The 12,485-nt window shown below is 42.3% G+C and carries 9 protein-coding genes; all 9 read right to left on the bottom strand.

Annotation, left to right across the window (positions count from 1 at the left end; translation table 11 throughout):
* Window positions 1-138 precede the first annotated feature (138 nt).
* Complete coding sequence (locus FYJ39_RS16170) at window positions 139-1,044, bottom strand: transglutaminase domain-containing protein (protein ID WP_154473485.1); 906 nt, start codon at window positions 1,042-1,044, stop codon at window positions 139-141.
* Window positions 1,045-1,161: 117 nt separating this feature from the next.
* Window positions 1,162-2,844: a hypothetical protein gene (locus FYJ39_RS16165; protein ID WP_154473484.1), complete on the bottom strand. Its 1,683-nt coding sequence runs from the start codon at window positions 2,842-2,844 to the stop codon at window positions 1,162-1,164.
* Complete coding sequence (locus FYJ39_RS16160; RefSeq protein ID WP_154473483.1) at window positions 2,841-3,221, bottom strand: hypothetical protein; 381 nt, start codon at window positions 3,219-3,221, stop codon at window positions 2,841-2,843. Before FYJ39_RS16160 ends, FYJ39_RS16165 begins: the two co-directional genes overlap by 4 nt.
* Window positions 3,205-3,621, bottom strand: a complete 417-nt coding sequence (locus FYJ39_RS16155; RefSeq protein WP_154473482.1) for a hypothetical protein — start codon at window positions 3,619-3,621, stop codon at window positions 3,205-3,207. The genes FYJ39_RS16160 and FYJ39_RS16155 overlap by 17 nt, the downstream gene beginning before the upstream one ends.
* Before the next feature lie 15 nt (window positions 3,622-3,636).
* The gene (locus tag FYJ39_RS16150) at window positions 3,637-6,033 is read right to left on the bottom strand and encodes a type IA DNA topoisomerase (RefSeq protein WP_154473481.1); all 2,397 of its coding nucleotides are present in this window, start codon (window positions 6,031-6,033) and stop codon (window positions 3,637-3,639) included.
* A 125-nt stretch (window positions 6,034-6,158) separates the two neighbouring features.
* Window positions 6,159-6,962, bottom strand: a complete 804-nt coding sequence (locus tag FYJ39_RS16145) for a hypothetical protein (RefSeq protein ID WP_154473480.1) — start codon at window positions 6,960-6,962, stop codon at window positions 6,159-6,161.
* Between the two features lie 96 nt (window positions 6,963-7,058).
* Complete coding sequence (gene mobV, locus FYJ39_RS16140; protein ID WP_195840463.1) at window positions 7,059-8,039, bottom strand: MobV family relaxase; 981 nt, start codon at window positions 8,037-8,039, stop codon at window positions 7,059-7,061.
* Window positions 8,040-8,204: 165 nt separating this feature from the next.
* Window positions 8,205-9,263, bottom strand: coding sequence for a hypothetical protein (locus FYJ39_RS16135; RefSeq protein ID WP_154473478.1), 1,059 nt, complete (start codon window positions 9,261-9,263; stop codon window positions 8,205-8,207).
* A gap of 116 nt (window positions 9,264-9,379) precedes the next feature.
* On the bottom strand, window positions 9,380-12,466 hold the full coding sequence (locus FYJ39_RS21400; RefSeq protein ID WP_154473477.1) for a phage tail tip lysozyme: 3,087 nt from the start codon (window positions 12,464-12,466) through the stop codon (window positions 9,380-9,382).
* Between the last annotated feature and the right edge of the window lie 19 nt (window positions 12,467-12,485).

The raw sequence follows: 12,485 nt of genomic DNA, 5'->3' as shown, positions 1-12,485 counted from the left end.
AAAGGAGTCCTACACGACTCCTTTTTATTATCACTGCGACATTTGTTCTGCTTCAGCGTAGCGTGCTGCCATTTCTCCTTCCGATAAAAGCAGGAAATAATTATCCCAATTCTCATTCCAGGTCGTATCGGTAAAATACTAATTTCCGTCGATAAGATTGGCACTCCAAGCATGGTAGCCTTCCGAATTTGGATCGTTTTCTACGTTTTCAGTCTGGATTCCATAGCGTTCACATAACAACTGAAAAAGATTGCAATAACCGGCACAAACAGTACCTGTACCATAGCACAGAGCATCAATATCGGAATGTGCTTCCAATGCGCCATAGCCCTTGTCCACCTTCTCGCTATTGTATGTCAGTTTCTTGGTTACAAAATTATTGATCTGCTTTATCTTTTCGAATGGATTCAGAATCGAGCTAACCAAGGCATCACATTCATTTAAGACTTGATTTGTTACAGCAATCTCGTGACGAAATTTTTCCACTTTTGTCGCGGAATTCATTTTGATTGTGAACGAATCCGGGGTGCTGTCATCGCAATCAACATCGATGATATTTCCCTGTCTGGCCGAAAGTAATGTATTGGAGAGCGCCTCTGAGATCATGGCTTCAAATACAAAAACCTCTCTGATGTCATTGGTGTGATAAAAAGCCTGATCATATCCAACTTTGTTTTCATAAGCGTATAAGAAATCCTTAGCCGCCTGCTCTAATTGCTTTGCAGCTTCGACGCCAGTGTTTGCACGTTCGCTTTGCCACTTGCTCAGATATTCCGGTGTAAACTTGACTGATACACCATTTTTTACACAAAACAGATGATCCTTTTGGTCTGAGTAATAGGCACCGGTATAGCCATTATCGGTAAAGGTAATGCGTCCAGGATTTCGCTCGAAGAAGTACAGGGTATTATTAGCACTTTCAATTGTACCGTCTGTCATGGACATGTTGTTTAAAATTTCTGTTGTGCTGGCGGCGTAGCAAGTGGATGAGCATAAAAAACCAACAGCTAAAGCAATTGCCGCAATTTTCGATGATAATAACATCTCATATTCCTCCTAAATTTTTTTGCCACAAAATTATGGGAAGGGATATGCATATTTTTGCAAAAAAAATAAAGCAACCCAATCACATTGGACGGGTTGCTTTTTGGATTATTTTTCTTATGCTGCTGGCGACTCTGCTTCGCCTTCAGCGGCCGGTACAGACTCGGTATTTTCTACCGTCTCTGGTGGCATTTCAGGGTTTAACGCAACGGATTCCGTACAGTTTACCCAAACCCTTCCGAGTTTCTCACCACGCAGTTCGAATTTATACATACCAGCTAAGAGATTTGGAACCTTGATGACAAATTTACCGTATTCATCGGTCATGATATTGCCAGGGGTTGTTTCCTTGGAATATACGGTGCCATCCGGCGCTGTCATTTTTAATTCCTGCGCTGCACGATCCGCATTCTCCCAAGTGATGGTGAAATCATGTGCATTTGGTGATGCGTCATAATAAATCGAAAGACCGCCATGAGACGAGTTGTGCAGATAGCTGGTAGCGTTGCCGCTGTTGATTTGGACCTCAACAGACTTATAGGTGTTTTCGAAATTCTCGTAAAGCAGGTACCACTCTCCCGCTACCGGTCCTGTAACCGTATGAGTTAAGTAAGTATAGCCGTCCTTGTTTCCAGAGCCATATGTCAGACTGTCATTCTCTGCCAGTCGTTGTGCATCTCCCATCGGATCCATCAGTAAGACTCTTGGGAATTTGCCGTTTTTACTTGCGTCCGCTCTTGTTTCATCATTGATGTATCTATAGGCGACTGTGATATTCATTTCAGCCTGCGTAGAATCAATCATGATCTTTTGCTTCTCAGCAAAGGTTTCAGCATCAATTTGTTCTGTGGTCGGCTGCGTCGGGTTATTACCGGCCGATACGATGCCGTTTGCTTCCTGCCACTCGTAAAACGTCAAGGTCTTTCCGTCGCTTCCCTTATAATAATATGGCGTGGACAAATCAATGCCACTCTCATCAATACCACGGTCCACGTTCAGAAATTTCACAAAGCCGGTGTTATTTAAGAGGTAATATCCGCTCTTAAAATAAGACGGCACTTCTACAACAGCATATCCATCTGTGGAGAGAGAATATTTTGTGGTCTGATAAAGTTCAAAGGACTTAAAATATCTCGTATCTGCCACTGTCGTTACCGGCGCTGGGGTTGTTCCAACGTAGAAGTCAATCTTCGCTGTGGCATCTTTACTCATGCCGGTTACAACTCCGGCATCATTGACATACTGGCTGCTGATTGCAGTGCCATTGATTTTATCAATGGTTAAATCCGAACCTGCTGGAAGAGCCATGGATCCGATGCCGATCTGGATATTTGCATTGGCAGCTACCGATGTGTTTGTCCCGGATTTGATTTTTCCGGAAGAACTGACGTCCAGACCGGATAACCCGATTGAATAACCATAATCCTTAAAGCGTTCCCAACGAAATTCGGCGACCGTGCCATCAGCCACATAGATCAGCTGATCATTTTTGTAAAGCGTAGGGATGGCAGAATCCTTCAATGTGAAATTCAGCAGTCGATTGTCATCCGAGTTCGTCATTCCATTCATACTGCCATTGGTGGCCTCATATTCCTTCGCATCAAAGTTTGCATCTTCGACTGGCAGCAGGTAATAGGAATCTCCTGATTTTACATAGAAATTCCCCGGTACCAACTGATCTAATGTGATCGCGGTCAGAGTTTCCTCGACCGGTCCCACTTCTTCCTGTTTCTTACAGCCTGCTAAGGATAGACACATGATTGCTGCGGCTGCACAAAGGGCAAATTTTACATGTTTCATGATTGATCACCTCCTGTATTGCCGATTAACTTCTCGCTTACATACAGTTTTGCATCTTTCTCTAAGCCACCGTTGACGATTAAAAACTGCAGCAAGTTGACCAGGTTATACTGATTGATCTTCTGATCATCAGATTGCATGATCAAAGGAAAAATGCCCTGGGACAGCCTGGTCATCATCTCTGGCTGTGAGGTAAACCCAACGCAATATGCACTGGTCTGCCGGGTCAAAGAGCCTTCCCCATCTTTTCCTGCATCCATAACAGCACCATCTACATTGGAAAAAATAATGATGGCGTCATCGCATGCAATATCAATGTTGTTTGCTCCTTTTTCCTTAAAATCTGCGTTCACATTTAACTTAATTGGCTTTCCCATGATTCTGTCTCTCCTTTTCTTCTTCATTTGTAATCGGGCGCTGTAAAATGTTTGCAAAATGAATGCAACGATTATCCTTCATGGTCACTTCCATGACCTGAATAAGCAGCTCTGATTTATCCAGCTGTACCTGATACATACCAATCGCTTCGTAGTTTTTTACGACTTTCGAAAACTGCATCAGGGCGGCAACATCATGGTCAACGAGCGTTCCGTCCATTTTACGAATGGTATCTGCATCAAAAATGCAGCTGATTACTTCTTCCGCTTCCTTGACCATCGCTCGGCTGGCCGCCTCGTCTCCCTGTGCAAACATGTCAATCAGCTCTGCGAGCTGATTGCTGTTTGGGTTATCGGTTTCATTTAATGTCTGTACAAGACTTTTGATGTTTTCGGTCATAGTTCTTCTCCTCCGTTATGACTTTGCAAATTTAAGGCCCGTTACATATTGAGAGCCCTTTGGATTTAATGTAACGCTGGCATCATAGGGGTTGCCGCTGCTTTTGGATTTTCCGATGGCTTTAATGAGTCTGGTTTCCTTTTTCTCAATCAGGTCCTTTAAATCCTTTTCCTTGAGTTTCCCGTTAAAATTCGACACTGAAAAATTGCAGCCCTTTTTGTAATCTTCACAAGCAAATCCCCACGATGTAGTTGTGATGGGTTTTTGACAATATGGGCAGGAATATGCTGTCGTACTTGGTTGAGAATCGAATTCAAACTTCGTAGCATGAGCAGATCCTTTTGCTTCCAGTCTGATTTTGGCATCATATGCCTTTCCTGTTTTTGCGGATACGGCGATATTTTTGATGGTACGCGTGACACCTTTGGTCAATAGTGCATCCATATCGCTGTCTTTCACCTTTCCGTCGAAATTGGAAACCTTAAAACCGCAGCCGTTTCTGCTGTCTTCGCAGGCATAACCCCATTTGAGTTTTAGGATTTTCTTTCCGCAATATGGGCATGGATGCTTCTCATACGTCTGAAACCGTGATACCGACTGGATATTCATTGCCTCTACGCCACGAACAAAATCCGTGATATAGGTGTGGAATTGACGTTCCGCATCATGGTAGTTAATGGTACCATTTCGGACACCTTGGAACATAGTTTCCCATTCAGCGGCCTGAATTGGATCTGTGATGGTAAAATCCTTCAGAGATTCAATGTAGCGTTTTCCCATGTCGGTAATAAATAGCTGGTTCGCCTTTGTGCGTGATTCCATATATCCAGAACGAATGAGTTCTGAGATAATTGTACCGCGTGTGGAGGGTTGTCCGATTCCCTCAGCGGCATTCATGGTGGCACGCAATGCTTTATCTGAAATGTATTTTGAAATATGTTCCATAACTTCGACTAACGATGCTTCTGTCAGGCGTTTTGGCGGCACGCTTTTCTTTTCGTGCGGTTCGATTTGTGCAATCGATAAAGCGGTGTTTTTTACAACAGAGGCTGGGATCACTTCTCCTTTGGTTTTTCGGTTATACAATTCCGTCCATCCCTTTTGTACCAGGGAGGTGCCGTTTGACTTAAAGATCAAACCCGCAATGTCTGCCAGGAGGATCACCTTTTCTTCGATTAACACTGGCAGGAAATGCCCAAGTAAACGCCGGCAGATCATATCGTAAATATTGATCTCATCCTGGCTTAAAGCAGCAAGATCCGGCTTTTTCTCTGTTGGCAGCAAAGCATCATGAGATTCTTTCTGCACTTCCTTGTCGTTGACAATACGTGGATTCTGCTGTGTTCGTTTGATGTCTGCAGCTGTGATATGCTCGACAAACGGGGCCAGATCTGGAAGGGTGCGAACAGATTCCAAAAGCATTGGAAATTCGAGGGCCTTTTGGCTTGAAACAAATTCTCCGTTCGTTCTCGGGTAAGACACAAGTTTCTTTTCATATAAAGACTGAATTAGATCCAGTGTCTTTTGCGGGGTGTAGTTGTATTTTGTACCCGCTTCTGACTGAATCGTTGCCAGCTTATAAAGTTTCGGTGCCTCTGTCTTGACGTTTTTTCGTTGAATGTCAAGTACCGTTGCAGTTTTCGGACTTTGCATGGAGCGAATGAAGTCTTCCGCCTCTTTTTGCGTTTCATATGCAATCGGACCTTCTTTGCTGTAATAATATCCAGTAAATCCTTCTGCATAAATAGCTTTAATCAGATAATCCGAATGCGGGACGAATTCATCAATCGCTTTGGAGTTGTCGTACACCAATTTTAATGTAGGAGCCTTTACTCGCCCTACACGCATCTTTTCTCCTGTTTTAACAGTCAATGCTCTGGTGGCATTCATACCAACAATCCAGTCTCCATGGGATCGTACCAAATAAGATTCAGTCATCTGTACGTCCCTGGGATTCCGGTCAAAATCTGTCATCTGAAACAGAGAACGCAAAATGTCCTTATCGGTTAAGGTGCTTTCAAAATATCGCAGCGTTCGCATTGAAGGCAGTTTGAGAAATTCTCTCAGCAAATAAAAAATGCCATTACCTTCTGTATCAGAGTCCGTTCCAACAATAATGCCGTCGAACTTGGTCTGCTGCAGAAGATTTTTGATGCGTTTGATAATTTCAACTTTTTCTGGAATATATGAGACCACAAATGGATCCGGGATCATTGGTAGATCTGTTTCTGCCCATTTTAACCCTTTCCATTGAGGGTACTCATCTGGCTCCAACCAACGGCATACGTGACCAGCCAAAGCAGTAAATTCAATCTCACCAATTTTTGAGATGATTTCTGTTTTGTGCTTTTGGTACGTCTCTTTTACCGCATTCATTACGGTTGGTTTCTCCGCAATAAATAAATACTTCAATGTACTATCCTCTCTTTGATGTGATAATTTCCTGTATGGTCAATGAGTATTTACATTACCCATAGCATACCGCACCACTCTCTTATGGTCGAAAAGAGAATGTTGCGGATATGAAAAACGAAGGTTTAATTGTGTTTTAACCACCATTTGTATGCCAGAAATAAAAGGAAAGCGATTGGAAGGAAGAACAGATTGGTGATCGCAAACTGAGAAAACAGACTATTATTTTCTTCTGCCGGTTTGGTAAAATCCAAATACACCTCTCCATTTTCCTCCGGGATCACGAGGTTTGCACCATTGGCCAGCTCCTTATTTTCGCCATCTACTACTTTGGTAATATGGTAGCTGCCAGGTTTAATTTTGACCGGCTGATTCTGATAGCTGACTGTGAACGAAAATGCTCCGCTCTTGTCCTTCATGGTCACTGTGACTGGCAACGTGACATTCTCTGCAGCTGAGATATTCATCGTCACAAACCCATCTGCATCTACTCCGGATTCACTTTCAATCACAGAAATGAGGTCGGAATCAGTTTCTCCCTCTGTGCTTTCGGTGGTTTCCAGCATTGTTTCATCGACACTGTCTTCTGGCGCTGTTTCATTGATGCCGGTCTCTGCTGGGTCCGCAGCAATAGTGTTGATGGTAGCTTCTTCGGTTGTCTCCTGTGCTTCAGAAGTGCTTTCTTCCAAACTATCTTCTGTCGATTCCGCCACAGACTCCATTTCCTGATTGGTGTCTGTACCTTCATTTTCCGGCACCGCCGTCTGATCCTTCATAGATTCCTCCACAGCATTTCGCTGTACCATATCCATTTCTTCTGATACGGAAATTCTTTCTGTTTCCTGTGTTTCCGTCGCATATGCTGGTGTACAAAGCAGCCCCACACAAAGGATTGGGGCAATATGTCTTACGCATGACTTTTTAATCATAAAAAATCCTCCTTTGAATTTTCTTAATTATGCAAAATTTTTTGCAAAAATCAGAAAAGCGGGACGTTCCCGCTTCATCTGGTGTAGGTGTTGCAGTTACACTTCCAAATCCTGATTTTGCACTGCTCGATTGTATTTGTATTGCATATTCGAGATAATCTGTTCAATGCTCTCTGCCATTTCCGGATCCTGTTCTCTTGTCCACTCAATGGCCTGCTGCAAAGAATCCCGATACTGGATGGCATGTTTTGCATTTTGGACGTTGCCGATCTCTTTCATAATGGCATCAATTTGCTGTTGATAATCTTTTGCAGTCCGCTCTTCGATTGTTTTGTTCGCTTTCTCTAAGGCATCCTTTTCTTTCGCTAACTGTTTTGCTTGATGTTCGATATGAAATGTGCGTAGTGACTGGTTCTGATAAAATTCATTGGCACGCTTGGCATATTCTGAGATACTTTCCCCTGCTTCTGGACCTGGCAACGACTTTTCGAGTGCAAGATTGATGTTCGCATAAAATTTCCCCACTTTTGTGTGGTCAATCTGCATGTATCGATTTTCCGGTTCTAATCCACACTCCTTTGTGTATTCGTGATATTTGGTATGTAAATCACGCATTTCCTGACGATCTTTAATAAAGGCCCTGGCACTTAACTTCCCATCTTTGACTGGGATTACCACCGCATGAATGTGAGGGGTTCCCTCATCCATGTGAAGCACGGCGGATGCAATATTCTCCTTACCAAACTGATCTTCCAAAAATCGCTTTGATTGTTCTGTCCACTGTTTGATGGAAAAATTTGGTGGCAGGTCGTTGGTACCGAAAGACATCATGATTTCCCAACCTTGAGTGGCATTCTTTCTGATTTTATGAGTTTCATAATATGGTAGAGCCATCACTCGTTTTTCAAAAAAGCTGTTGTAGGTTTCGCCTACCGGCAGCCGAATGATCTGTTCATTTTGATGCATGCGGCTTGGATCTGCATTTGGCACATTGCCAATGCGATAATTGTGCTTAAATTTTGCTGCAAACGCCTGTGCAGAGTGTATGGACTCGATTTGTAAAATTTGTTTTGCCATAACATCATTCCTCCTGTTGTGTTGTGAGAAAATTATGCAAGGAGATGTCGTGTGTGAAACGCTAATATTAGCATTTTGACTTTGGGGTACCAAAAAGGCACCGCATAATGCGATGCCTTTGAACATGACCTCATAGTCAACTGTTACAATGAATAACACCTGATTTTATTCTTGTCTTTTCTTTCTGATCCAATATAGGATGACAACGATCATGCAGCATCCTGCAATCATGCCACCAATGGCCAAGATGAGACTCATCATGCTGATCGAATCCACTTCTATTTCTTGGGCAGCCGCAATGGTTTCGGTTTCTGCAATGGTTTCTGTTAACTCAGGAAATGCTGATTCTAACTCTTGCTTTTCATGCTCCTGCTGTATCGCCAAACTTTCCTCTACAACAACGGAATCATTGATGATGTTGGCATTCACTTCCATGGAATTGCTTCCTTGAACCATATAGATGACTAAATCGCTGATTGTAGTTTCTCCTCCGGCAGTCACATCATAATATTTGCCAAAGTTTCCCATTTGACCTGCATGTTCTAACGCAAATTTCAAATTATTCTCTGGCACCCAGTCATGGAACGTATATGACATTGTGGAGCTTTCATAATAAGATCCTGTAGGAAGTTTCACATCTGCCTGAAAAGCATGTTCGCTGTCCAGTGTAATATCATAGATTTCGTCTCCTACAAGACGGTAAGTGACGGTATCAAACACACCGTAATCTTTCATGGAAATATGTATGATACCACTTTCCTGTCCATGAGAGAAATCATATTGCAGTGGGGTTAAATCAAGATCAGTAATTTCTGTGACTCCACTGAAGTCTTCTGTTTCATCAAAATCTAATGCGTCCATTGGACGTTCTGTCACCTGAATCGTCAGGGTTTTTGTTTCGGCAGGATTAAGCGTTGATGGGGCAGAAAATTCATATCTATCTTCCACATCCGTAGACGACAACACAACAATGTCATATACCAGTTCTTTGTTTAATGGGATTTCCATTGAGTATTGATAGTCTTTTGTCAGGGGATGTGGGGAATGATTTAAGTAGACTTCTATTCTTTCATCAAATCCTTCCGGTACGATGGCTGATATTGTGACGAATACGTCATTTGCTGATTCCTCGTCATCGAGTTGAATATCTCTTGCGAAGGCAGTGGATCCAAAGATTGCAAGGGACATACAGAGTGTTATAAAAAGATATGCGATTTTTTTCATGTTCCTCTCTCCATTTCTTTCATATTTTCTTTACCAATTATGATACTACATGATACTTCCTACGGAAATATTCTCTACCGGAAACATTTTGGTATTTCCGGTAGAAAATCATAGTGCTATCTGCTCAACACCCACATACCACTGTTTTTATGACTCATGATAAAAGATAATGAATACCTTTCATAGCATTGGTTTGGCTTACTCGGATTGTTGATATAATAATTTCCAGCAGCATCCATACCAGTAATCACCATCAGATGGGCGTTCGATGTAAAGGTGTTGGTTGGCGCTCCTCTTTTGGCTCCTTTCACAGAAATGATGACTGGCAAGCCTCTTTGTAGGGCTGCGGTCACTTCTGTGGCTGATGAGATATATTTACATTTTAGACCATAATAGGATGCCACAGCGCTATAAATCGCATTACTAGCACCAGCACCGGCAACGTGGAACGCTTTATAATTGCCTCCATTGTGGTCCATGATGGATTGTCGAATGTCGCTTGGATATACGAATTGTCCAGTATGATAACTCACCACCATAGACAACGATGTGATAGAACATCCGGAATATGCGATATTTTTATCTCCAAATGCCAATCCGCTCCATGGCGCATTGCTGCCCTGTGGGAAGTATGGCACCTTATTGTTGCTCAGGTTGTTTGGCACTCCATAGCCGTTTGCATCTATCGTCAGACTGCCTGTGCTTCGCATAGCCATGGAAATTTTTTGTGCATAGATCCTTCGCTGAGCCAATTCCTGAAATTGATCACCATTGACAATCGGGCATTGTGTGACTGGATGGTTTGCAGAACAAACACATCCCTCAATCACACGTGCCCACAGGTCACATGCAGTTTGTACGTCGGCAATTCCCTTCACATCACTCTGCCCATTATATCGCTTTAAGTTTCGCACAAAAGATGATGAGTATGTAGAACTATTAAGTTCTTCCAGAATCAATTTGATCTGTATGTCCAAGCTATCCCACGTGGAATTGTTTTCAGCTGCGATTTGTTTTAAACGTTCAAAACGTCCACCACCCCATTGTACAATGCCATGAAAAGTACCTGATGCAGACACAGCCTTGGGATTAAAGTTTGATTCCTGCCACATATTACCGCAGGCGCCTGCAGCAAATTCCGGAGTATAACCTGCGGATACAATCGCATTGAATACAGTCGTCATATTCATGATTGCCTCTTGGGATAGGCCATCCAGGGAATTAAAGCTAAAGGATCCAAAAGCAAATGTTTTTGTAGGGACATAATATTGCGGTTTGAACTTTGTGTTTTTTAAGTCCATGCTGTTTTGGATCCGTACATTTGACTGATTGGCAATGCCCATACTGTTTTTTTCATTCTTTTGATTGTTATCTGCTGCATATGCGGTGGTCGTGAATAAATCTGTGAATGAACGCAATGCTTTTCCAACTACAATTGTGTCACCATTCCCAGAGTTGGATGTCCCTTTGTATTTCTCAAGCAGTCCATCATCATACGTGTCATACCAACCATTCCATATCTGCTTAAATGGTTTGAGACGGTCGAAAGCTAATTTTGACATATAGCTTGTCTTCCATTTAATCTCTTTTTGGATCACGTCGCCGGATTCATTTTTGACCTCTGGAATTAACACTTCTCCGTTTTTCGGGTATTTCCCCTTCAATAGAGCAAATTCAATGGCTTCGAAACGTTCAATAACGCCAGCATCCCAATTGGAAGTGTTTTTAACCCAAGAATCTGTTTTTCCCAGGGTTAGTCGATCATATGCCAAACGCATATTATTATCACGTGTTAATTGACTATAATATACGAAGGCATTCCCATACACGTCCATATACATTGCGGAGTCATCTTGACGTAAGACATTATTGATCTCCACTGGCAATTTGGAGTCTTCGATTTTATTTCCATACTTATCCTTTTTGTAATCAGCTGGATTGTTCGGATCTCCACCCGGCTTTAAGGAGCTGAGCGATTTTTGCGATTTGATCGTACCTGGAATACCCTTCATCTGTTCTCCAAGTGAAGAATTGATTCGCACACGATTTCCGGTGTTACGCAAAATACCATTGGCATCAATTGCCACTCCGTATCCGGCACCGGCTGCCTCATTGATTTTCTCAATATCTGCAATATTGATCTCTTCTTCCGCTTCTTTGCCGCCGGCCGGTTGTCCAGTGTTTTGGTCTAAGGCGTCCGGATCCCAATTCTCGTCATACTCATACTCGGCAAAAAAATTGAGGTCCTGATTTTTCATGATTTTGAATGAAGCCCCACCACGATACAACTGATCATGATTTTCCTCAGTCCAGCCCTTAAATGTACTCTCCCATAAAAGCGCTCCAAGAGATTTTTTTAATTGAATCGTCTCTCCAACTTTTGTTTCCAAAGATGCATAGATGGCTCCCGACATATCATCCGCAGTATAATAAGTGTCATAGTTGATTGGGTAATAAAATGATATCTGCACGGGATCATCCGTCATAATATAAAATTCATATACGCCAGGGCGAAAACGTGCTTTATCTTTGGATGCAAACAGGTATTCCTTGTCTTTTTCATCCATACAGTACCAATAAATGCCAGTTCCATGCAAAGTATCGGATGGATCCTCTTCACCTTCCGCATCCTCCCCACTTTCAAACCAATACGTGTATGGTGCGGGATCTGCAAATGTAAATTCGTCTTTGGGGCTAATGTCCTTTGCAAGGCTGTAGATCTCGTCTCCATTTACATTATAAAAATACAGGTGAACGCGTTCTTCCCAGGTTAAATCCATGGTATTTTCACCAGTTAAAATCGGATTATCAGATTTCACATAAAAGAAGTGATCACCTTCTGACCATTCAAAGGTATCTCCTTCTTTATAAGTGGCAATATGTTTTCCAGATGCATCTTTCTCCTCCCATTCAATACCCGTTACCTGATAGTATAACTCTGGGTAAAGTGGTTCATCTCCATCTTCTTCGATAGGCAGGTATTTATAAGGATCTGGATTTTTGAACATATAACTCGTTTTTTTGCTTACTTTTTTACTCAATGTATCAACTTGCTCCCCATCAATTGTAAAAAAGTAGAGATATGCTTTTTCCGTTGCAGCCTGTGCTCGTATCGTTAAAAATGGGCAGAGCAATAATGTGCAAAGAAACAGCCAAAGCAATCCCAATTTCTTGTTGAAATATAAGTGCTTATGATTTGTCACAATTTTATCCTCCTGTCTA

It is taken from the genome of Clostridium porci (assembly GCF_009696375.1).
Classification (GTDB): domain Bacteria; phylum Bacillota; class Clostridia; order Lachnospirales; family Lachnospiraceae; genus Enterocloster; species Enterocloster porci.
This window is presented reverse-complemented; position numbering and strand designations above follow the sequence as displayed.